At 66.5% G+C, this 23,494-nt stretch carries 13 protein-coding genes; 11 read left to right on the plus strand and 2 right to left on the minus strand.

Annotation, left to right across the window (positions count from 1 at the left end):
- The first annotated feature begins 80 nt into the window (after positions 1 to 80).
- From CJ177_RS00200 to CJ177_RS00240, 9 genes are read left to right on the plus strand one after another with little or no spacing between them, the layout of a single operon-like run.
- Positions 81 to 1,604 carry a sugar transferase gene (locus CJ177_RS00200; RefSeq protein ID WP_005238139.1) on the plus strand — a complete coding sequence of 508 codons (1,524 nt, stop codon included), beginning with the start codon at positions 81 to 83 and terminating at the stop codon, positions 1,602 to 1,604.
- Positions 1,588 to 2,706: a glycosyltransferase family 1 protein gene (locus CJ177_RS00205; RefSeq protein WP_143548638.1), complete on the plus strand. Its 1,119-nt coding sequence runs from the start codon at positions 1,588 to 1,590 to the stop codon at positions 2,704 to 2,706. The genes CJ177_RS00200 and CJ177_RS00205 overlap by 17 nt, the downstream gene beginning before the upstream one ends.
- Positions 2,703 to 3,416 carry a DapH/DapD/GlmU-related protein gene (locus CJ177_RS48050; RefSeq protein WP_005238141.1) on the plus strand — a complete coding sequence of 238 codons (714 nt, stop codon included), beginning with the start codon at positions 2,703 to 2,705 and terminating at the stop codon, positions 3,414 to 3,416. Before CJ177_RS00205 ends, CJ177_RS48050 begins: the two co-directional genes overlap by 4 nt.
- Entirely contained in the window at positions 3,413 to 4,417 is a 1,005-nt protein-coding gene (locus CJ177_RS00215; protein WP_025432043.1) for a glycosyltransferase family 2 protein, read from the plus strand. Before CJ177_RS48050 ends, CJ177_RS00215 begins: the two co-directional genes overlap by 4 nt.
- Positions 4,398 to 5,747 (plus strand): hypothetical protein, encoded by a 1,350-nt coding sequence (locus tag CJ177_RS00220; RefSeq protein ID WP_095867038.1) that lies wholly within the window; start codon positions 4,398 to 4,400, stop codon positions 5,745 to 5,747. Before CJ177_RS00215 ends, CJ177_RS00220 begins: the two co-directional genes overlap by 20 nt.
- A complete protein-coding gene (locus CJ177_RS00225; protein ID WP_061698014.1) occupies positions 5,744 to 6,838 on the plus strand; it encodes a polysaccharide pyruvyl transferase family protein in 1,095 nt (364 codons plus the stop codon). Before CJ177_RS00220 ends, CJ177_RS00225 begins: the two co-directional genes overlap by 4 nt.
- The gene (locus CJ177_RS00230; protein WP_005238148.1) at positions 6,835 to 8,046 is read left to right on the plus strand and encodes a Coenzyme F420 hydrogenase/dehydrogenase, beta subunit C-terminal domain; all 1,212 of its coding nucleotides are present in this window, start codon (positions 6,835 to 6,837) and stop codon (positions 8,044 to 8,046) included. Before CJ177_RS00225 ends, CJ177_RS00230 begins: the two co-directional genes overlap by 4 nt.
- Before the next feature lie 21 nt (positions 8,047 to 8,067).
- A complete protein-coding gene (locus CJ177_RS00235) occupies positions 8,068 to 8,718 on the plus strand; it encodes an antibiotic acetyltransferase (protein WP_257014315.1) in 651 nt (216 codons plus the stop codon).
- Entirely contained in the window at positions 8,715 to 9,998 is a 1,284-nt protein-coding gene (locus tag CJ177_RS00240; protein ID WP_095867039.1) for an oligosaccharide flippase family protein, read from the plus strand. The genes CJ177_RS00235 and CJ177_RS00240 overlap by 4 nt, the downstream gene beginning before the upstream one ends.
- A 13-nt stretch (positions 9,999 to 10,011) precedes the next feature.
- Here CJ177_RS00240 and CJ177_RS00245 read toward each other — a convergent pair whose 3' ends face one another.
- Together CJ177_RS00245 and CJ177_RS00250 are read right to left on the minus strand one after the other, a co-directional pair.
- Positions 10,012 to 11,109: a glycosyltransferase gene (locus tag CJ177_RS00245; RefSeq protein ID WP_061043859.1), complete on the minus strand. Its 1,098-nt coding sequence runs from the start codon at positions 11,107 to 11,109 to the stop codon at positions 10,012 to 10,014.
- Positions 11,110 to 11,152: 43 nt separating this feature from the next.
- A complete protein-coding gene (locus tag CJ177_RS00250; protein WP_061698017.1) occupies positions 11,153 to 12,985 on the minus strand; it encodes a DUF4012 domain-containing protein in 1,833 nt (610 codons plus the stop codon).
- Positions 12,986 to 13,171: 186 nt separating this feature from the next.
- Between CJ177_RS00250 and CJ177_RS00255 the strand changes: the two genes are divergently transcribed.
- Together CJ177_RS00255 and CJ177_RS00260 are read left to right on the plus strand one after the other, a co-directional pair.
- On the plus strand, positions 13,172 to 22,075 hold the full coding sequence (locus CJ177_RS00255; protein ID WP_095867040.1) for a non-ribosomal peptide synthetase: 8,904 nt from the start codon (positions 13,172 to 13,174) through the stop codon (positions 22,073 to 22,075).
- Entirely contained in the window at positions 22,076 to 23,491 is a 1,416-nt protein-coding gene (locus CJ177_RS00260; RefSeq protein WP_005238162.1) for a polysaccharide biosynthesis tyrosine autokinase, read from the plus strand.
- Positions 23,492 to 23,494: the final 3 nt, after the last annotated feature.

Below are 23,494 nucleotides of genomic sequence, written 5' to 3' on the forward strand. Positions count from 1 at the left end.
CATCATCACGGCAACAACACCACATGAACACCACATGCAAGTTCCGAATCCCGAGAGCTTGATCCGGAGGCGAAGCAAAGATGGCGTCCAGTTCGACCGTTCGTAGCGCGGTGGACGCACAGGCCTCGAACCCGGTTCCCCACGTGGTCGGAGACGCACACGGCGTCGTTCGCCGTCGCTGGCAGACCGCCTATATCCGGCGCCTTGCGGTTACCGACGCGCTGGTCGTGACGGCCGCGGTCGCCACGGCACAGTGGTGGAGATTCGGGGGCTCCGATGCCCAGGTGCACTCGCAGTCCCTCGACAACGTCAGCTACACACTCATTTCCATAGCCCTGATCGCCATGTGGCTGGGAATGCTCACCGTGTTTCACGCCCGCTCACCACGGGTCATCGGCAGCGGACCGGAGGAGTACCGGCGGATCGCGACAGCCACGATGCGCCTGTTCGGGATCATTGCCATCGCAGCGCTACTCGCTCGTCTCGATCTCGCCCGCCTCTACCTTGCGATCGCGCTTCCCACAGGGTTGGTCGGACTGCTGGTCAGCCGGTGGATGTGGCGTCGGGTGGTGTCGCACAAGAGGGCGCACGGACACTTCCGGACGTCCGTTCTCGCTGTCGGTGCCCACCATTCGGTGCGCAGCCTCGCCGAGTCCTTCGATCGCGGAACGGCGGACGGCTTTCTCGTGGTGGGAGCATGTATTCCGGGTCATCCCCGTCGATTCGACGAGCACATCACGGTGAGCGGCCGGGCCATCCCGGTGCTGGGTAGTGAAAACGATGTGGTGGAAGCGTTGCGCGAATCCGGCGCAGACACCGTGGCGGTCACGGCCACCGAGCATCTGGGACATCACGGGTTGCGGCAGATGGTGTGGGATCTCGAGAACCACGAGGTCGATCTGGTCGTCGCGCCGGGAATGATGGATGTCTCGGGGCCACGCCTGGAAATTCGGCCGGTGGCCGGTCTGCCGCTGATCCACGTCGAGAAGCCGAGCTACCACGGCGCGAGCAAGTTCGGGAAGACGTCGTTCGACATCGCTTTCGCCCTGTTCGCGCTCGTCCTGGTCACTCCGGTGATGCTCGCTGCAGCGGTGGCGGTCAAGCTGACCAGCAGGGGGCCGGTGTTCTACCGGTCCGAACGGATGGGCCTCGATGGGAAGCCGTTCCAGATGTTGAAGTTTCGCTCGATGGTGCAGAACGCCGACACGCAGGTGGCGTCGCTCATGGACCGCAACGAGGGTGCCGGGGTGCTGTTCAAACTGCGTGAGGATCCCCGTGTGACGCGGGTCGGACGAGTACTCCGCCGGTTCAGCATCGATGAACTGCCGCAGTTCATCAACGTGCTGCGACGGGAGATGAGTATCGTCGGTCCGCGTCCCCCGCTGCACCGGGAAGTGGAGGCGTACGACGGCGACGTTCACCGTCGGCTTCTGGTCAAACCGGGTGTCACCGGCCTGTGGCAGGTGAGTGGCCGTTCGGACCTGTCATGGGAGGAATCGGTGCGGCTCGACTTGTCGTACGTGGAGAATTGGTCGATGGTGGGCGACATGCTGATCATTGCGAAGACCCTGAGGGCTGTGGTGGCGAGTGACGGCGCGTACTGACATGCGGGTGTTGCTCGACGGGTACTGGTGGGTCGACGGACCGCCCTCCGGCCGACTTGTTCTGCGGGAGGCCATCGGTCAGTGGGCGCAGTCCTATCCGGGAGACGAGCTGTTTCTCGCAGTCCCCGCCGGCCGGGTCGACTCGGCGAGAGCGACTGTCCCGGACGGAGTCCGCGTCGTACCCACTCGCTCGCGAGTGCATCCCCTGATCAACAGCGTGGAACTGCCATTCGTCGCGCGCAAGATCGGCAACGTCGATGCGGTGCTGGCGCAGAACTTCTCCCCGGTGGGCTCGCCGTCCGTCGTGTACGTCCACGACGTGTTGTTCCAGTCCAATCCGGAATGGTTCACGCGAGTCGAACGCGCATACCTCTCCCTCATTCCGAGGCTCGCGCGTCGCGCGGGTTCGGTCGTCACGTCCTCCGGGGCGGAACGGGTGCGGATCCGTTCCCACAACCCGGAAATCGGGCGGGTCGCGACCTCCGGACTCGGCGTGGGACGGGGACTGCTCTCCGCCGAGCCGGTGCGACCGCCCGTTGTCTCGACCGTCGCCGAATTCGTTCTCACGGTGGGACGACTCAATGTACGCAAGAACGTCCAGCGCATCATCGACGCGGGTGTGGGCTCGGGGCTGATCACCCCGGAGTACCCCCTGGTCGTGGTCGGTGAAGCCTCCGGAAAGAACGCACCGATTCCACCGTCCACTCGCGCCGCTGTCGAGGACGGCAGCGTGATATTCACCGGGCGCCTGTCCGACGGCGAACTACGCTGGCTCTACGAGAATTGCGACTACTTCTGCTGCCTGTCGCTGGGCGAAGGGTTCGGGCTCCCGCCCGTGGAGGCGCGTGCCTTCGGTGCCCGTGTGCTCGTCAGCGACCTGGACGTGTTCCGCGAAACACTCGGAGCACACGCCGCTTACGTCGACCCACTCGACGTGGAGCGAATCGCGGCTGCCATGGCGGCGCTCGCGAAGGCCGGACCGGAGCATCCGCGACCGAGGGGTCCCCGGGAAGCGGCAGACAACGACTGGCCGGAAGTGATTCGAGTGCTGCGTGAAGAACTGCGTCATGTCTCCCACTCGATCGACGGTGCGACACGGTGACGGTGAACCTGCTCGGCAACGCGTATCTGCACCTGCGCGGCCGGGAACTTCCGGCGGACGTACCCGCGAAGGTCGTCGCGGGATTCGCGCTGCGCAAGGGAATCGAGGCGGCGCGCGGTCTGGTGCTGGGCGCACGTTATGCGGGCGCGTCCACCCTGCACTTCCGTGGACGGCGCGTGACGGTGACGGGTGCAGCGTTCCTGCGGGTAGGCAAGGGTGTCTGCCTCGGTGACGATGTCCGGGTCGAGGCATTCTCCCGGAACGGAATCGAACTCGGCGACAATGTCACCGTGGGCCGAGGCGCGACCATCGCGGCATCAGGGGTGATCGCGAATCCCGGGACCGGGGTCGTGATCGGCGCCGGGACTGCTGTGGGCATGTACAACACCGTCTGGGGTCAGGGCGGCGTCGTGATCGGACGCGACTGCCTTCTGGGGCCGAACGTGGTGATCGTCAGCGAGAACCACGTGTATTCCGACGAGGACATGCCCATCCGGTTTCAAGGCGAACAGAGACTGCCCGTGGCCGTCGGCGACGACTGCTGGCTCGGAGCAGGCGTGGTCGTCGTCGCCGGGGTCACCATCGGCGACGGTTCGGTTGTCGGCGCTGGGTCCGTGGTGACCGGCGACCTCCCCCCGGGAAGTGTGGCCGTCGGTTCACCTGCCCGGATAGTCGGGAGTAGGCGCGAAACGGGCGGGAAGACGGCATGAGTGAGGAACGCAGAGTTCGCGTCTCGGTGCTGGTGATCACGTACAACAGTGCTGCTGTGATCGGCCGGTGCCTCCAACCGCTGGCCGACGAACCCGATATCGAGATCGTCGTCCTCGACAACAACTCCTACGACGCCACCCTCGACACGGTGGACCGCGTCGCGCCCCGCGCGCGGGTCGTCCGTAGTTCCGAAAATCTGGGGTTCGCGCGCGGAGTGAACGCGGCCGCGGCGCAGGCGTGCGGTGAGCATCTACTGCTGCTCAATCCCGATGCCCGCATCGACCCTGCCGACGTGCGCGCGCTCAGCCGGGTCCTCGACGACGGAGCAGGCATCGCCGCCCCCGTCCTGGAGAAGCCGGGCGATCGTCTCACCATCCGGGAGGGCGGTCGCCGTCCGGACCTGTGGCGCGTCTTCTGTCACTACTACGGCTTGTCGCGACTGTCCTCGACGTCGGGGGCTGTGGAAGGTCTCTACCTTCTGAAGCGGAATTCGTTCGTCAGCAGGGACGTCGACTGGGTTTCCGGGGCCTGTCTGATGACACACGCCGAGCTGTGGCGCGAACTGGGCGGGCTGACCACTCGCTGGTTCATGTATGCGGAGGATCTCGAATACTGCCTCCGTGTCCAGGATGCGGGCCACCGGATCGTCATGTCCGCCGAGGCGTCGGGTGTGCACACGATCGGCGAGAGCTCGGCGCCGTCGGGGGACCGCAGGCCGAACTCGGCATGGGTGGTCAATCTGTACGACCTGTACAAGTGGAGGATCTCTCGCTCGCGCATCCAGAATCTGTCGTGGAAGTTCGCGGTGAGTGGGGGATTGCTCGCTCGGTCGGCTGCGTATCGCGTACGCGCCGTGCAGGACCGGCCCCGGCGGCGGTCCTGGCTGGAAGAGTCCCGAAAGTTCTCCTGGTATGCGCGGGACCTCCTGCGGGTGCCGTCCAGCCCGCCGAAGGACGCCGAGCCCGGGGAGGTGATCGATCGTGAGCACGCCCGTACGTGACGCGGTGAACCGGTTGTCGCCGTCCGCCTGCCTCGTCCCCGGTGTTCTCGTCCTCGCGGTGATCCTCCCGTCCCTGGTGGGAGTCACCGTCACGCTCGCGGTGCTCGCCGGCATCGCGATCTCGGTTCTGTGCAGCCGTCATCCGAGGATCGCGCTGACGCTGTGGCTCCTTGTCGTGTGCTTCGTCCCGTTCTGGTTCGGCGCCACCGATCCCTTCTACCTGTCTCCGACCGCTCTCATGTCGCTGCTGGTCCTCGGGGCGATGCTGCTCTTCAACCGGTGGGAGCCCAACAAGATCGACGTGTGCATCCTCGTCTTCTTCGCGTGCTGTGCGATTCTCGTCGTCGTCGGCTGGGCTCGTCCCGGCGACGTGACGAGCGCGTTGTCGCAGTGGTTGCTGTCGTTCCTGGTGGGGCGGCTGCTGGTTCAGCGTGTGGGCACCGAGTTCACGTATCGCGCCGTCGCGGTTCTCTTCACCGTCGTCGCGGTCTGTGCGGTGGCCGAATTCGTTCTGCGCTGGAACCCGTACTACGACCTGACGAATGCGACTGTGCAGTACCGGCTGTGGGGACATTCCCAGCTGCGCGGAGGAATCATCCGCTCGGAGTGGGCGTTCGGGCATTCCATCGCACTCGCCAATTCGGTCGCACTCGTGATCCCGATCGTGTTCGCCACGACCTTCCGGACGCGCGTCAAGGTCGTGTGTATCGCGCTGATGCTGGCAGCAGCTGTGGTGTCGTTCAGCCGCTCGGGCATGATCAGCGCCGCTTTCGCCGTGTTCCTGACACTGTTCTTCATGAAGGGCAGAAGCGATTCGCGGAGCGGGATGCTCGTTCTCGCGGGCGGTGTGGTCGGTGCGGCGCTGGCGAGTCCCTGGATCGTCGGCATCTTCGAACAGGCGGGTTCGGAAGCGGAGGACAGTGCCCAGTACCGCTCGAAACTGAACGGCCTGATCCCGACGATGAATCCGATGGGAATCGCGAACGGATACGTCGAATCGGACGGAGTTCCCTACTTCAGCGGGTTCAAATCGATCGACAGCACGTTCGTGCTGCTGGGTCTGAGCTTCGGCCTCTTCATCGCAGCGGCGGCGATCCTCGGAACGGTGTGGCTTGCAGTCCGTGTGATCAGCCGGACCGCGACGCCGCCGATGATCGGCGTGGCAGCCGTCGTGCCTGCCCTCTTCACGGTCGCACTGATCACCCAATTCGGCGCGCTCCTGTGGTTCTTCATCGGGATGGTCTCTCTCACCGGTGCGAGACGGCCGGAATCGGAACCGCGCCGCATCCGCCACGATCGACAATCGCAACTGACAGGGGCGGCCGCATGACGAAGGTACTCGTATTGTGGGCCGACACCAGATCGGCCAATTTCGGAGTGCAGGTGCTGGCTCGAGGCCTCGCCGAACTCGCGACCCGGGCATGGGGCCCCGAGACCGTCGTCGAGTTCCAGAACTACATGCCCGGCGACTCTCCCGTCTCGTTCACCACCCGATCGATCGCGCGAGATTTCGGCAGACGGAACGGTCCGATCAAGACGAAACTCCGCGAATACGACGTCATCCTCGATTCGGGTGCAGGAGACAGCTTCACCGACATCTACGGCCTGAAGCGCCACGCGTTCATGGTGTATGCCAGCAGGTCGGCCGCGAGACTGGGGATACCCCTCGCGATGGGGCCGCAGACGATAGGTCCGTTCACCACGGCAGCAGGACGGCGTGGCGGGAAATACTGCCTCGACAGAGCTTCGGTCGTGCAATCCCGCGACGACGTCAGTGCCGAGTACTCGGCGACGCTGGGCCGGCCCGTCGATGCGCGCGCGACGGACGTCGTATTCGCACTGCCGCGCGCCGAGGTCCCGAAGTCGCGGGACGTGGTGGTCAACGTGTCGGGTCTGCTGTGGTTCTCGGATCGGCACGGCGACTCCGCCGGTTACCGCAACTCCGTCCGCTCCCTGCTCGGCGAGTTGCGCTCGGCAGGACGTCAGGTCAGCCTGCTCGCACACGTCGTGGACGCGGTCAGCGTCGATGACGACGTGGCGGCCGTCCGGGAACTCGAAGCCGAGTTCCGCTCCGCATTGGAGGTCGTCGTTCCGCGCACGCTCGACGAAGTCAGGAGCACGGTGGGTTCGGCGGAGTGGGTGGTCGGCGCGCGGATGCACGCGTGCCTGAATGCGCTGTCGATGGGCACACCGGCCATTCCGTGGGCGTACTCGCGCAAATTCGCACCCCTGATGTCCGACCTCGGCTGGGATCTGAGTGTCGACCTCGCGCAGGAGCAGAACCCGGGCGAGACGACGGCCCAGGTCATCACGACGCGGAAGGGTTCCGACGTCGGCGACCAGTTGAAGGGCGTCCACGACCTCGCCGAGGAACGCCTGGAGGCCGCGGTCGCATCTCTGCAGTCGGTGGGGGCGCCGTGACCCGCACCCTCGAAGACGCCGTCCGACGCGTGGTCGTCAACGGAAACTGCACCGGCTGCGGTGGATGCGCACTCGTGTCCGCCCGCATCGAAATGCATCTGGACACGGAGGGGTACATGCGCCCGTCCTTCACCACGGCCGAGGGCGAACCCGACTCCGATCGCGAAGAACGCGCACTGTTCGAGGCCACCTGTCCTGGCAGGCGGGTTCGCGCACCCGAACTGTCCGGCGCCACCGCACATGCCGTCTTCGGCAGCTACGTCTCGGTGTGGAAGTCGTGGGCCATCGACGACGATGTCCGTGAATCAGGTAGCAGCGGAGGGGTTCTCACAGCCCTCGCTGCGTGGCTGGTGGAGACGGGACGGACGCGATCGGTCATCGGCAGCAGCCCCGGGGCGAGTCCGACTCGCAGTGTGCCGATCCAGATCGTCTCCAAGGATCAGGCACTGCGTGCGGCGGGATCCCGCTACGCACCGGTCAGCAACCTCCCGCTCCTGGCATCCGCGGCAGCCGACAACGCACTCATCGGCAAACCCTGCGAGGCGACAGCCGCGCGACAATACTTCGACGCGATCGGCTCGCCGCAGGCTGACCACCCGATCCTTCTCTCGTTCTTCTGCGCCGGCACCCCCAGCCAGCAGGCGACCGACACCCTGGTCGAGGAACTGGGATTCACCACCGACGGGGTCACCGCGCTGCGTTACCGCGGCAACGGCTGGCCGGGAACGTTCGCGGTCCGCTCGGAATCGGATGTACGGGAACTGTCGTACGACGAGTCGTGGGGGCAGCATCTGGGACGCCGGCTCCAATGGCGGTGCAAACTCTGTGTCGACGGAACCGGGGGGCACGCCGACATCGCCGTCGGCGACTACTGGCGGTGCGACGAGCGCGGCTATCCGGTCTTCGACGACGCGGACGGCGTGTCCGTCGCGATTGCCCGAACCCGGCGCGGTCACGAGTTGCTGCTCGAGGCCGAGCGCTGCGGGATACTGCACCTCGAGGAGATCGACATCGACAGTGTCCTGCCGGTGCAACCACTACAGGTCGGACGCAAACAGACCCTGGCGGGCAGGTTGCTCGGCAGGATGGCGGGTGGAAGGCGAGTTCCCCGGTACGCGGGATACGGTCTGCTCGTACTCGCGGCGCGTACCCCGGTCGCGGCGCTGCGCTCGGCGGCCGGCACGTTCGTCCGCACCATTTCGGGTTGAGCGGGACAGGGGTTCGAGTAGATGGGTGGATCGACGGTGCCGACGGAGATGCAGCAGAGCCGGTGTGGCCGGCTCGTGGCCCGACACTTCGCGACGCTACCCCTGAAGCGACGGTTTCTCGCATTCGTCGCGCGTAGTGAAGGCGGACAGTTCACTTCACTCTCCCTCCGCGCAATCCTCGACCGGCATTACGGCGTGCGCGTGGGAAACTATTCCTACGGGTCTCTGCTCGAACCCGGAATGGCAGACAGAGACACCGTCATCGGGTCGTATGTGTCCATCGGCCCGAACGTTCGCAGGCTCGGCGCCGCGCACCCCGTCGACTCCCTGAGCATGCACCCGTTCTGGTACAACCCTGCACTCGGACTGGTGCCACCCGAGGCCGACGTCGAGCGGACCGGGTGCGAGATCGGGCACGAATCATGGATCGGCGCCAACGTGACCATTCTGCCGGGATGCCGGCGAATCGGGGTCGGAGCCGTGGTCGGTGCGGGTGCCGTGGTCACGAGGGATGTGCCCGACTTCGCCGTAGTGGTAGGCACTCCCGCGCGGCAGATCGCCGAGCGGCTGACGGACGATCAGCGTCGGAGACTGCTCGATTCCCGTCCGTGGGTACTCGGGCCGGTAGAGTGCCGCGCGGCCCTGGACCGCCTCGGCGGCGGCGTCCGATGACGGCGTCCGCCCGGCTCCGCACCCTCGTGGTCGCGGATTCCCCGGCGCAACTGGTGGTCGGGAACCTCGGGGCGGCCGCGCTCTCACTCCTCAGCGCACCGATCGTCGCGCGTGCGATCGGGCCGGACGGCAGAGGTGAGACGGCGGCGGCGATCGCCCTTTTCTTCATCGTGCCCATCGTCCTTGCCTTCGGAATGCCACTCGAGGTGCGGAGAGTGGCGGCGACGACGGACGGCAAGGCGGCATTGCGCAGCGCCCGAGTCTTCTGCGCTCTCAGCGTGTTCCTGTCGGTGCCCGTCGCGATCGTCGCCTGGCTGACCCTGTTCGCCGATTTCGAGGACTCGGCGCGGATCGTGGCCGCAGTGGGTCTTGCCCTCAGCCCTCTGGCCATGAGCTGGATGTGCGACAGCAGCGTCCTGATCGCGCACCTTCGCTACCGGGCTGTGCTCGTCGTGAGAATTGCCTACCCGGCAATCTACGTCTCGCTCGTGCTGGTGTGGTGGATCCTCGGACTCGCCACGACGGCGACCGTTCTGGCAGCAAACATCGCGGGAACGGCGGGGACCTTCGTCGTGGCCCTGGTGCTGACGAGGACGTCTGTCCGGGGTGCGTATCGCCCGCTGGGCTCGCTGAGCAGAGGGGCTGTGCGATACGCAGGCAGCGCCGTCGCCGAATCCGCGTCGAGCCGGCTCGACCAGGTGCTCGTTCTGCCCCTGCTCGGCGCCGCGCAGGCCGGCATGTATTCCGTCGCGGTGACCGTGGCGGCCGTCCCGCTCGCCCTGGGACAGGCGCTGGGGGCATCGTTCTTTCCGCTCGTCGCCCGCACCGGGGGAGCGGAGCGTGCGAAGCTGAAGGCGGAGGCCGCGAGGGTCGGTGTCGCGCTTGCCTTACTGAGCACCCCCGTTCTCGCGGCCGCGTCCTACGTCGGGATCCCGATCGTGTTCGGCGAGGCCTTCGAGCCGGCGGTTCGAGTGGCCGTGGTGAGCGTGATCGGTGGCGGTGCCATGCTGGCTGCTTACGTGTGCTCCATGGCCCTCGCCGCCGAAGGAAGAGGCGTGCGCATGACGATCGCGCAGATCATTGCTCTGGTCGCGGGTATCGGACTTCTGTACCTGCTGGGACCCCCGTTCGGCGCGGTGGGCGCCGCGGCGGCATCGTCGGTGTCCTATCTGCTCCTGCTCGCATTCCTTCTGGTGTCGCTGAACGTGCCGCTCGGGGATCTGAGGGTGCGGACTTCGGATTTCACGGAGTCGGTGGCGCGCCTGCTGCGCCGAGCCTGACCGACTCGCCCCCTCACCGTGCGATGTCGAGCAAGGCTTCGTGATATGCCGAGCACACCCCTTCCCAGGTGTAGTCGGTGGCCTGTCGCGCGAGCGTTCCGGAGCTCAGCGTGTTCTGCAGTTCACGATCAGAGAGCACTTCCGCCATCCCCCGGGCGATGGAGTCGCTGTCCGGCTCGACGAATCGCGCGGCGGTGCCGAGCACTTCGCGGTTGAAGACTGTGTCGCGGGCCACGGTGGGGGTCCCGCAGGCCATTGCCTGGACCAGTGCGGGATTGGTACCGCCCACACTGTGGCCGTGGAAGTAGGCTCCCGCGTGCTGCCACAGGGCGAACAACTTGTCGTCGTCACTCACGTGACCCAGCCAGTGAATGCGTTCGGACTCCGCGGCGAGTTGTGCTGCCCTGGCATCGAACTCACCTCCGTATCCCGAGGATCCGACGATGACGACGTCCCATTCGTCGCTCAAACGCTCGGCGGCGGAGAAGAACTCCCCGACCGTGTTCTCCGGAACGAAGCGAGCGACCATCAGCGCGTACGACCGGGAGCCGAAACCCTCGACCGGATCGAGTTCCGGCGGAACCGTGCCGCCGTAGGGGATGAACAGCCCGTCGCGCCGGAACTCCTCGGACCACCGGCGTTCGAGTTCCTTCGAGTCGTAGACGAGCCTGTCACCCAGCCTGGCGGTGAGATGGGCGCCGCCCTTGAACACCGACTTCGCCAGCCCGCCCCACTTGGCGCGTTCCCATTCGATGCCGTCCACGTTGATCAGGGTGGGGATCCCCCGCGCCTTCAGGAGTGGGAGCCAGTACCCGTTGGCCACGTTCATGATCAACGCGACGTCGGGTCGGCGCCGCGACGCGTGCGCCGCCGCGCTGAGGCCGTAGGAGAGCGTACTGAGTGACTTCGACTCGACGCCACGTGTGACCACGGTGCCGATCCGCGGATCGGCACCAGGGTCGTCCGTGCGGGTGGAGTCCGCTCTGCCGTAGACGGTCACGGACCACCCGTGCTCGGCGAGATACGGCGCCAACTGGCGGACGAGTGTCTCGAAACCGCCGTAGTAGCTGGGGTAACCGCGGGTTCCGAGAATGGCAACCGACTTCTTCATGAATCCTCTTCGACAGGTGGAGGTGGGGACGGCAGTACGACGATCAGTCGCCGCAGGCAGGGACGTTCACGGTGACTTTCGGATCGTCCACGAGCGGTTGGACGGGTACCCGCGCCGCACCGGGCACGGCAGGCTCAGTCAAGGCGTAGCGCAGTTCCACGGTCTCGCCCCGGGGCACGGTGGTGGGAATGCTGAACACGGGGTGCCCCAGTTCGTTGCCGTTGACGGTGAATGCGGGCCTGCCGTTGACGGTGGCCTTGTCCAGTTTCGCTCCGCGTGTGGCGACCAGGGAGATCATCGCGACGTTGGTACCGGGCGGGACCTGACGATTGTTGTAGGTGCCCGCGACGTATCGCGGGTAGTCGCCTGCCGGGAGATTGTTGGTGAGGCGCACCGTCACTTCGGAGGTCCGGGTGTCGCCGGTGCAGGTCTCCGCCGTGTAGTCGATTTCCCGGGTCAGGTAGTAATCGAGTTTGTTGCCGGCGTTGTTGTTGACGACGACGCTCGCGTACGGTGCATCGTCCTCGGGCACCGTGTGCCCCAATGGGGTGCCGGCCAGGACGGCCTGTTCCTCGGGATGGGCACTCCACACCGCGATCCTGCGCTCGCTCACCGCTTTGCCGATGGCGTCGAGAAGTAGTTGTGGCGACGCGATGTTGCCGGTCATCTTCTCGACCACCTTCGCGGCGATCGTCTGGAGGTACGTCTTGCGGGCGACGTTGTTGGCGACGATCTCGGTGTCGCTGATACCCGCGTATCGGATGTATGCGGTGGACTCGGTGAGTTCGACGACGTTCCCGGCGTCGACCACTTCACCGTCCGGCATGGTGACAGGCCCCACAGCGCCGAGCACGTAACTCAGTGCCACCGGATCTGTCGCTATCGCACCGTCGACCTGTTCCCCGGATTCCTGCGCCCACAGTGATTGCCAAATCTGTCCGGCGTAAGGAAAGTGGGTACTGAGATTGCTGTTTCGGATGTCGGTTGACGGGTTGTAGCTCCCGTAAAGTCCGTTGAAATCAGACCCTAGGTCCAGTGGTTGATGCTCATAGGAAACCTCGGTGTTTTTTCCGAGTGTATCAACCTGTGCCTCACCATCGTTCGCCCGAATGATGCCGTATCCACCGACAAGACCGCCGGTTCCACGCGCCTCGGCGTTGGTTTGGAACGCCATGAAGTAGTTCCGCGGTCCGTCCGCGCCCATCATTGCGGGGAGAATGTCGGCCCCGATTGCCGTGTTCTCCAACAGTTTCGCCACATCGTCGGTCTGATTCTGCAGCTCCGAACGCACGTCGTCGACGGGCCCGAGATAGCCCGCACCCGGCACCTGGTGGGCCTGATCGGCGAGAGCGCGTGCGGCGAGGGAGGTCTGTTTCAGAGCCGGAGCGGCCTCCCGAAGTGGTTGCAGTTTCACCTTCCCGCCGTCCGAGATCAGGTCTCTCGGAGACAGGGCGGTTCCGGTCTCCACCGCCGGAGCGAGGACGTCCCGGGTGAGTCCGACGACGACGTCCGACATCCTCTGGATCGACTCGAAAGGTGCGCCGACCCCCGGTATTCCCGCGAGCTGTCGCCACGGTGCAGAATGTAGGCTGACCTGCGCATTCTCGGCCTGAATCACGGCTTCGGCGGCCGCGTTCCGGGCGCCTTCGGTGTCGCCTCCCAGTAGCGAATTCTTGGCGAGTTGGGCGTTGTCCCTGGCCCCGGTGAGGTCGTGCTGAACGTCCCAGGCCGAGTAGCCGAACCAGCCGACGACGGCCAGTGCGAGGGCGCCTGTACCCGCGAGTACGTATCGCCGACGGCGTCGCGCGGGCCTGGGAACAGCATCACCGGACGGTGAATCTTCCACGTGCGAAACGCTCTTGTCGTTCGTGCCCATGCAGTGCGACTCCTATTCTGTCTGTGCGAAAGGATATCTGTGACATAGGTCGCGGCGCGCACCGAACGAATTGAACGAGGGCGGTATCCGAGTATGGTTTCCGATACGGACTCTTCGACACCCATAGGTGTAGTGCCGCTCGGATCGGGTATTTCAAAACTGTGGCTGGGGGGGAATGTAGTGCGCATGCGTGACGATGGCGGTGAGCGCGACGCGCGAGCCTTCCCGCTCTCCCATGCGCAGAAGGGGCTGTGGTTCGCGCAGCAACTCGACCCGACGGTGCCGATCCTGGTGGCCCAATACGTCGAACTGCGGGGTCACGTCGACGTCGGCGCACTCAAGTGGGCGTCCGAGCAGGGATCGTTCGATATCGAGTCGCCCGGAATCCGCCTCGTCGAATACGCGGGCGAGCCATTTCAGTTGGCGGACGAGACGATCGAGGACGAACTGGGGTATGTCGATCTACGACTGCACCAGGATCCGGTCGCGGAGGCCCATCGGAGGATGGACGAACGACGGCGCAGGCCTCTGGACGTCTACCGTGACAGGTTGATCTCGGCGGAACTTCTGCACGTAGGCCACGACCACTACTTCCTGACGACGTTCGCGCATCATCTGATTCTCGACGGCTACGGCGCAATGGTTTTGATGAACCGTGTCGCAGAGCTGTACACGCACGCCGTCCAACGCACCGAAGCGCCGCCGTCGAAGGCGCTTCACCTGCGTCAACTCTACGAAGCGGAGGACGAGTACCCCGCCACCCACAGATTCCAGCTCGACCGCGAGTACTGGGCCGAACGGACCGCTGGTCTCCCCGAACCGGCCCGGCTGACCGATCGGAAGGCCTATCCCGCGGCAGTGTCACTCCTCGAGAGCGGGGTGATGAAAACTGAACTGGCCGACAGTATCGGCGCACTCGCCAGGCGCTGGCACTCGTCGGAGGTGCCGGTCGTGGTGGCGGCCTTCGCCGCGTATCTCGCGCGAATGACGGGAAGTGCCGACATCGTCCTGAGTCTGCCGGTCTCGGCGCGGACGACGGCGTCGGCGCGACGGTCGGGCGGCAGCGTGGCGAACGTGGTGCCGCTTCGGATCCGTATCGATCCGCACAGCAGCATCGAGGACGTCGTCCGCCGCGTCCAGCTGGAACTGACCGGGGCCCTCCGACATCAGCGATACCGCTACGAGGACATCCTTCACGACATGCGGGTGAACTCGGACGGTCGCAGCAGTTTCGGTCCGATGGTGAACATCATGATGTTTCACCAGGAGACCTGGTGGGGTGATGTTCTCGGTGAGTTCACCGTCCTCACTGCAGGACCCGTGGACGACCTCACTCTCGCGATCTACCCGGCGGTAACCGGGCACAGCATTCGTGTCGACTTCGAGGCCAATCCGGCTCTGTACGAGCAGGCCGAGCTCGCGCGTCATCACGCGCGTTTCATGTCGTTCCTGACCGAGTTCGTCGGCGCAGCGCCCGCGGGCGAGGTCGGCGACGCGGCAGTGCTGACCAGTGGTGAACACGACTCGCTCGTCCCCGCGAGTGGACCTGCGCCGGCCGCCGCGGTGACTCTGCCGGAGTTGCTCGACGTGACCGGCGACTCGAGCGGCGTGGCCGTTCGAGCCGCGGGAGTCGACACGAGTTACCCCGAACTACACGATCGGTCCAACAGGCTCGCCCGCCGACTGATCGAGCGTGGGATCGGCCCGGAAGACGCCGTCGCGGTCATCGTGCCCGCCTCGCTGGAACAGGTGGTCGCCGTGTGGGCCGTGGCGCGATGCGGGGCCGCCGCCGTTCCGCTGGACCCTCACGTCGACGGCGAACGGATCGAAGATCTGCTCACGGATTCCGGTGCCGTGGCCGTGCTCGCCGTGGACGAGTCCGTCGTGCCTGCCGGCATCGACTGGATCGACGTGGCGGATCGGCCGGGAGATTCGACACCGATCACCGAATCCGACCTCGTTCGACCGCTGTCGCTCGATCACACGGCCTGCGTGGTCCACGGCTCCGCGGACAGAGCCCGTGGGGTGACGATCAGCCACCGGGCTCTGGCCGCGCGCGCAGCCGCGCTCGTTCGCGTCTATCGTGCGGACGACAACTCCCGCATCCTGATGGCAGGGCATCGGTCGTGCGGGCAGTCCCTGCACGCACTCGTCGCCGCGGTGTGCGGCGGGACACTGGTGATCGCACCCTGCGAACTCCGCGGCGGAGAAGAGCTGTCCCGCTTTCTGCGCCGCGAACGTGTGACGCACTGGGCCTCGGGGCCCGCGGCTCCGGCCGCGACCAACCCGACCGGCCTCGAGAGACTCCAGGTGCTCGCTCTCACGGGTCGCGGATACCCGGCCGAACTGGTGTCGCGCTGGGGTTCGGGCCGGACCGTGCTCAATCTGTACGGGCCGGGAGACTCGGGGGTGTGGGCCGCAGCCACGGATGAACGAACGCCCGCGTCGCCCGTGACTCTCGGACGACCGATCGCGGGAGTGTCGGCGGTGGTACTGGACCGGGCTCTGAAGCCGGTGCCGGTCGGCGTCGTCGGCGACCTGTACCTGTCCGGGGCCGGCCTCGGGCGCGGCTACGCGAGCCGACCGGCAGACACGGCGGCCCGATTCGTGGCCAACCCGTTCGATCCCGAATACGCGCGTATGTATCGGACGGGTGATCTTGCCAGGTGGACGGACGACCACCTGCTCGAATACGTCGAGCCGGCCGAGAACTCGGCGCTGCACGACGGTATCGCGTGGTGGGCGGAGGCGTTGCGCGGTGTGGGTTCCGCAGCGCCCCTGCAGACCGACCACGCCGGACGCGACAACGGCAACTCGACCGTGCACGAATTCTCGGTCCCGGCCGAGACCTGGAACGGCTGCGTCGAGTTGGCCCGGCACCGCGGGACTTCGCTGTTCGAAGTTCTCCACGGGGCGCTGGCGGTGCTGCTCGGGTCCTTCGGCGGCCACAGCGACATCGTCGTCGGTGGACGGGTGAATCAGGTCGGGTACGGGCACGTCCTTCCCCTGCGCACGTCCGTCGACCGGGACCTGTCCTTCGCGACGCTGCTCGAACAGGTTCACGAGTTCGACTCCGCAGCGTTCGAGTACGCCGACGCCCCGTTCGACCCCGACGACGAACTCTTCGGCGGTCGCAGGCCGCAGGTGATCCTGTCCCTTCGCTGCGGTGACGACACAGTCGACCGGACAATTCCGTCCGACCTCGAGTTCGCATTCGTCGCTGCCGGGGGACGCGGCGCACCGGCAACGCTGGGTGCGACGGTCACATACTCGCAGTCTCTCTTCGACGCCGGGACGGTACGGTCGCTCACCGAGGCGTTCGTCCCGTTGCTGGTGGCCGTCGTCAGTGACCCGGACGCCGTGATCGGTGAGATCCCACTGCCGGCAGCTGCCGCCATCGAGGGTGAAAGGGCGCCGAACGCAAGGACTCTCGCCGGCATCCTGACCGCCACCGCGCGCGCACATCCCGACGCGCCTGCCCTGACGGACGGCGTCGTGACACTCTCGTACCGGGAGCTCGCGCAGAGGTCCGATGCCCTTGCACACGAACTGGCTGTGCGCGGCGCGAGGCCCGGAACCGTTGTCGCGCTGGCACTACCACGATCCGTCGTCTTCGTGATCGCGCTGTGGGCGGTCGCGAAGACGGGTGCCGCCTTCCTCCCGGTCGATCCGACGCACCCCGCGGAGCGACTCTCGACGGTCCTGCGCGAGGCTGCCGTGCAGGTGGGAATCGGCAGGGATACCGCCGAATCCGAATCGGTCGCGCCGGCCATCTCGTGGCTGACTGTCGCCGACGCAGTGCTCTCCTCGCCCCGCCCGGCGACGGTACCGGTGTGCCCGGACGACCTCGCGTACGTCATCTATACGTCCGGTTCGACCGGCGCCCCGAAGGGTGTGATGGTCACGCACCGCGGATTGTCCTCGCTGGTCGACGAGGCGGTGCGCAGGTATGACGTGAGCGCGGATTCCCGTGTCCTGCAGGGGTACAACCCCACGTTCGATGCGGCGATGCTGGAGATCCTCTTGGCGTTCGGCTCGGGGGCCTGCCTGGTCGTGGCTCCGGCCGACGTGTACGCCGGACCCGACCTGCAGCACGTCCTGACCGATCTCCGCGTCACGCACTACCTGTCGACGCCGGCCGTGCTCGGGTCGCTGGAGTCCTCGAAACTCGACGCTCTCCGGGTCGTCGCAGTCGGAGGCGAGGCGCTGACGGCCGAACTCGCCGCCGAGTGGAGTCGCGGACGGAAGATGCTCAACGCGTACGGGCCGACCGAGTCCACAGTGGTCGCAACCCTCGCCGAGGTCGACGAGCAGGTGACCATCGGTGCCCCCGTTCCCGGCACCACCGCTGTCGTCCTCGACGCACGTCTGCGGCCGGTCCCGGTAGGCGGCGTCGGAGAGTTGTATCTGCGCGGCGCGGGTCTTGCGCGGGGATACGTGGGGGCGTCGCAGCGTACCGCGTCCCGGTTCGTGGCTTCCGGCAACGGTTCTCGCATGTACAGGACGGGGGACCTGGTGCATCGGCGCGCCGACGGGCGACTGTCCTTCGTCGCGCGCGTCGACAGGCAGGTCAAGATTCGCGGGGTCCGGATAGAGCCGAGTGAGATCGACGTCGCGATCGCTCGCGTCGCGGACGTCGAGAGCGCGGTGACGGTGTCGCGTCCCAACGCGATCGGCGTCGACGCCCTCGTCTCGTACGTGGTGCCGCGCGGTCCCCTCGACGTCGAGGAGGTCCGTGAATCACTCGCACAGGTCCTGCCGTCCTACCTGGTTCCCACCACGATTGTGGTTCTCGACGCGTTCCCCCTCACCGCTTCGGGGAAGACCGATCTGGATGCGCTCCCGGTGCCGGTGCTGGAATCCCACGAGTTCCGGGCACCGAACTCGGTGGTGGAACAGGTGGTGGCCGGAGTCTTCGCGGAGGTGCTCGGCCTCGAGTCCGTGGGTCTGGGCGACGACTTCTTCGCGCTCGGCGGCAATTCGCTGATCGCAGCGCAAGTGGCGGCCAGGCTGGGCGCGGCCGTCGATGCGCACATTCCGGTGCGGATGCTGTTCGAGTCACCGCGGGTGGAGGCCTTGGCGACGAGAGTCGAAGCCGAGGCCGGAACCGGCCACAGGGTTCCCCTCGTCGCACGTGACCGGCCGGACCGGATTCCGTTGTCACCAGCGCAACAGAGACTCTGGTTCCTCAATCGGGTGGATCCGGAGTCGCCCGTCTACAACCTCCCGCTTGCAGTGCGATTGACCGGCGGACTGGACGTCGACGCGCTCGGGCACGCGGCGCGTGACCTGCTCGGCCGCCACGAATCGCTGCGCACCGTCTTCCCCGCCGTCGACGGGATTCCCGCTCAGGTGGTCCTGCCCGTCGACGACGTGCATCTCGATCTCACGCCCGTGGAGGTCTCGCAACGTTCCGTGGACGGAGAGGTGCTTTCGTTCCTGTCGGCAGGCTTCGATGTGACCGTCGACGCTCCGGTTCGTGGACGGCTCCTGAAGGTGGGCGAGCACGAACACGTTCTCGTGATGGCGGTTCATCACATCAGCGCCGACGGCTTCTCTCTCGCGCCCCTGGCGCGTGATGTCGCCACAGCCTACGACGCGCGCGCTCGTGGAGCCGCACCGACGTGGACCGCGCTCCCCGTCCAGTACGCGGATTTCGCTCTGTGGCAGCGTGAGACACTCGGTTCCGGCGACGATCCCCATTCCCGGGCGGCATGGCAGCTGGACTATTGGACGCGTACCCTCGCCGGGGTTCCGGACGTGATCGACCTGCCCACCGACCGGCCCCGCCCGCCCGTGGCCTCGTACCGGGGTGCGACTGTGCGCCTGAACGTCAGCGCAAGGACCCATCGAAGGCTCACTCTGGTTGCGCAGCAGCACAATGCGACGCTCTTCATGGTCGTCCATTCCGCTCTGGCGGTTCTGCTGGCCCGCCTGACGGGGTCCTCGGATGTCGCGCTGGGCACGGCGGTTGCCGGTCGAGGGGAGCGGGAACTCGACGAACTCGTCGGGATGTTCGTCAACACTCTCGTTCTGCGCACCGGGATCGATCTCGACGAGACACTGTCCGACGTGCTCGAACGCGTCCGGGAGACAGACCTCGCTGCACTGGCACATTCCGAGGTGCCGTTCGAGCAACTCGTCGAACGGATGAACCCCCCTCGTTCACAATCCTTTTCGCCGCTGTTTCAAGTAATGCTCGCATTTCAGAACCAGGTGGAGGCCACCTGGCAGTTGCCCGGACTGACGCTGTCTCCGATGGACTTCGACGCAGCCGTCACCAAGTTCGATCTCGACTTCTCCCTGGCCGATCGATACGACGGAGAGGGGCGGGGCGCCGGATTGTCCGGTCGGCTCACCTACGCGACGGATCTGTTCGACGCGACGACAGCCGAGCGAGTGGCTCGGCTGTTCGAGCACTTCCTCGACGTCTTCGCTGCCGACCCCACAAGCAATGTGGGTGATATCCGCCTCCTCACGGAAACGGAGACGTCCGACATCCTCGTGAAGCCGAACTGCACGGCGGTGGAGATCCGGCCCGAGACGGTGGTCGACCTGTTCGACGTCCAGGTTCGGCGTGCACCCGACGCGATCGCTCTGGTCTTCGAGGGCCAGGTCATGACTTACGCCGAGCTGGACGAGCGCGCGAACCGGTGTGCCCGACTTCTCATCGGCCACGGAATACGGCCCGACACGTTGGCGGCGCTGGCCGTCGAGCGTTCCCTCGAACTGGTCGTGGCGACACTCGCGATCCTGAAGGCCGGTGCCGGATACGTACCGGTGGACCCGGAGCATCCCGCCGAACGCATCGCCGCCGTGATCGAGGCGTCGGCGCCGAGGCTGATGGTGACCACGTCGACAGTCGGGTTGCCGTCGATGCCCGGTGTCCCCCACGTCGAGATCGACACTGCCGACCTCTCCGGATACAGCCCGAACCGGATCTCCGACGCGGACCGGTTGGCGCCACTGCACCCGGACAACGTCGCGTACACGATGTTCACGTCCGGCTCGACGGGCACACCCAAGGGCGTGACGGTGAGTCACCGCGCCATCGTGAACCAGCTGCACTGGCTCCGGAACGAGTATCACGTCACCGCTGACGATCGAGGCATTCTGCGGGCACCGTCCACATTCGACGTGTCCGTCTGGGAGTGCCTGCTGCCGCTGTGCGTGGGTGCACAGCTCGTGGTGACGCGTCCCGGGGGGCACCGCGACGTCGACTATCTCGCCTCGGTGATCCGTAATCGTCGAATCACCATGGTGCACTTCGTTCCCTCGGTCCTGGCGGCCTTCCTCGCGGATGGACACGGGGACTGCCTCACGTCCGTGCGCCACGTCTTCGCCGGTGGCGAGGAACTGGCTCCCGCGCTCGCAGCGAATGTCCTGGCGTTCGCGCCCGGTGCGTTCCACAACACGTACGGTCCCACCGAGGCTGCGGTGACGACCACGGCATGTGAGATCGTCGGCAGGCCGGAAGCTCAGGTGCCGATCGGGGGCCCGGTCTGGAACACACAGGTCTTCGTGCTCGACACGCGTCTTCGGCCCGTCCCGGCAGGTGTTGCGGGCGAGCTGTTCCTCGCGGGCGCCCAGCTCGCCCGAGGGTACGTCGGCCGAAGCGACCTCACGGCGGGCCGGTTCGTCGCCAATCCCTTCGGGCCCGACGGAAGCAGGATGTACCGCACCGGCGACCTCGTGAAGTGGGACGGATCCGGACGACTGGTGCACGTGGGACGCACGGACTTCCAGGTGAAGCTGCGAGGCCTGAGGATCGAGCTCGGTGAGATCGAGACGGTGCTGGAACGCGGGGAAGGGGTGTCCCGAGCAGCGGTAGCCCTCGTCGACGATGCGCGCGCGGGGGAGCACCTCGTCGGTTACGTGCGGGCCGACGGGGAACGAGTGCTGGATCCCGAGCTGATCAAGGCGACGGCGAGGCGTACCCTGCCGTCATACATGGTGCCTACTCGAATCGTCGTGCTCGAGGAGTTTCCACTGGGCCCCAATGGAAAGCTCGACCGCAGGGCGTTGCCGTCGCCGCAGTTCGAGGCCCATGCGTACCGAGCCCCGGAGACCGCCTCCGAGGTCGCCGTTGCGACGGCGTTCGGCGACGTGCTCGGTATCGACAGGGTCGGTGCCGACGACAACTTCTTCGAGCTGGGTGGCAACTCCCTCCTCGCAGTGCGGGTGCTGAACCGGCTGGGATCCGAGACCGGGGTGGAGGTTCCGCTGCGCACGCTGATGTCCGATCCGACGCCACATTCGATCGGACAGCGCATGGACTCGGGCGAATCCGACGTGGACGAGGCACTCGGCGTCATCCTCCCGATTCGTACGGTCGGCACGCGCCCACCCCTGTTCTGCGTCCATCCCATCGTGGGCTTGTCCTGGTGCTATTCGGGTCTGGCCTCGCATCTGCATCCGGAGCACCCGATCTACGGGATTCAGTCGCCCGCCGTCACCGCTTCCGGACCGCCGCCCTCGTCACTCGACGAACTCGCGGCCGGGTATGTCGAGGAGATCCGCCGCATCCAGCCGGAGGGGCCGTATCACCTGCTGGGCTGGTCCCTCGGCGGAGTGCTGGCGCATGCGATGGCCGTCCAACTCCAATCGGTCGGTGAAGAAGTCGCGACTCTGGTCATGCTCGACAGCCGGACGGAGCACTCCGCGTCCGAAGCTCTCCCGGTCGGTGCCGAGGACTTGCTCGCCGGACTGGGTTTCGAGGACTCGCTACCGTTCCCCGTCGCGGATCTCACGACCGAAGCCGCGGTGAACCTCCTGGGCAGGCTGGGTGGGCCGCTGTCGGCGATCACCCCGGCCCATCTCCACAGAATGATCGGCGGAGCCGGACGACACCACGAGTTGACGAGGAGTCACGTACCCCGCGTCTTCCACGGCGACGTCCTGTTCTTCGCGGCGGGGCAGGAAGATTCGGGTGCTACTCGCGCGGTGACGGGCTGGGAGCCCTACGTTGTAGGGAGCATCAGTGAGCACGTCGTCGACAGCGGGCACTGGCACATGACGTCCCAGGCGGCGTTGAAAGTGGTCGGAGCGGTACTGCGTGAACGTGAAGTGAAACGGAAAGAGAGGGTGTAAGTGGACATCCAGGACTATGTGCGCATCGTCAAGGAGCGCTGGAAGATCGTTGCGGTCACCGCGGTGGTGGTGACGCTGGGCGCGTTCATTCCGACGCTGTTCACGAAGCCTGTGTATCAGACCTCGACGCTGCTGTACGTCTCGTCCACCCAGCCCCGCCTCGCCACGTACGCCGAGTTGCTGACCGGGAAGAAGCTGGCGCAACGGACGATCGACGAACTCGATCTCGACATGACGCCTGCCCAACTCGTCGCGAACGTGAAAGCGACGCCGGTGCCCGAACTGCTGCTGCACGTGAAGGTTCAGGACACCTCGCCGGAACGGGCACGCGACATCGCCGACACGCTGTCGGAGCAGTTCGTGTCGATGATGGACGAACTGGCGACGACCGATATCGAGGCCGCGGCCGCCAACAAGGAGGCCCAGCCGCCGCAGGTCCTGGCCAGCCCCGATACCGCGGAGTCTGGGTACTCGATCACCATGGAGGATCCCGACCCGAAGCCGGCGCGGGTGTCCATCGAGCAGAACGCGACGGTGCCCACCGAGGCGCTGCCCACGTCGGAGAACCGGAATGTGGTGCTCGGCCTCGCCGTCGGCCTCCTGCTCGGCATCGCGCTCGCGGTGATCCGCGACTGGCTCGACGCGACGGTGAAGGACCGGCGAGCGGTCGAGGGGCAGATCGGTGCTCCGCTGATCGGAACCATTCCGGACGGTGCAGGATCGTCCGGTGGCGTCGTGGATCTGTCGGATGCGACGTCTCCGGTGGGAGCGGCTCACCGGCAGCTGCGCACCAATCTGCAGTTCGCCGATGCGGCGAACCCTCCGCACGTCATCGTCGTTGCCAGTCCGTCACCGGGCGAGGATTCGGACGTGACTGCGCTCAATCTCGGTGTCGCCCTGGCGGCAGCGGGCCAGACCGTGTGCATCGTGGAGGCGGACCTCCGGAAACCGCTGGTAGCGTCGACGCTGGGAATCCACGGTGCATCCGGTGCAGGACTGAGTTCGGTGCTGCGCGGCGAAGCCGACCTGACGGAGGCAATTCGTACCACGACGTACGAGCATCTGTCCCTGCTTCCGTCGGGGCCGCTGCCGGCGAATCCCAGCGAGCTTCTCGGCTCCGCTGCTGCGAGATCCGTCGTGGCTACCCTGCGAGACCGGTTCGACTACGTGGTGTTCGCGGGCGCCCCGCTGCTCCCGGTCACCGATTCCGCGGCCCTGTCCGCGATCTCGGACGGTGCGCTGATCGTGGCCCGATACGGCAAGACGAAGCGTCAGCACCTTGCCGAGGCCGCCGACAACCTGCGCGGCGTCGGCGCGACAATCCTCGGTGGAGTGCTGGTGGGTGCGCGTGAGGGAACCCGCGGTCACGACGCCTACCGGGACTACCTGGAACCGCACCAGGCCGCGACGGTGTAGTCG

Source organism: Rhodococcus sp. ACPA1 (assembly GCF_002300195.1).
GTDB classification, from domain to species: Bacteria; Actinomycetota; Actinomycetes; order Mycobacteriales; family Mycobacteriaceae; genus Rhodococcus_F; species Rhodococcus_F opacus.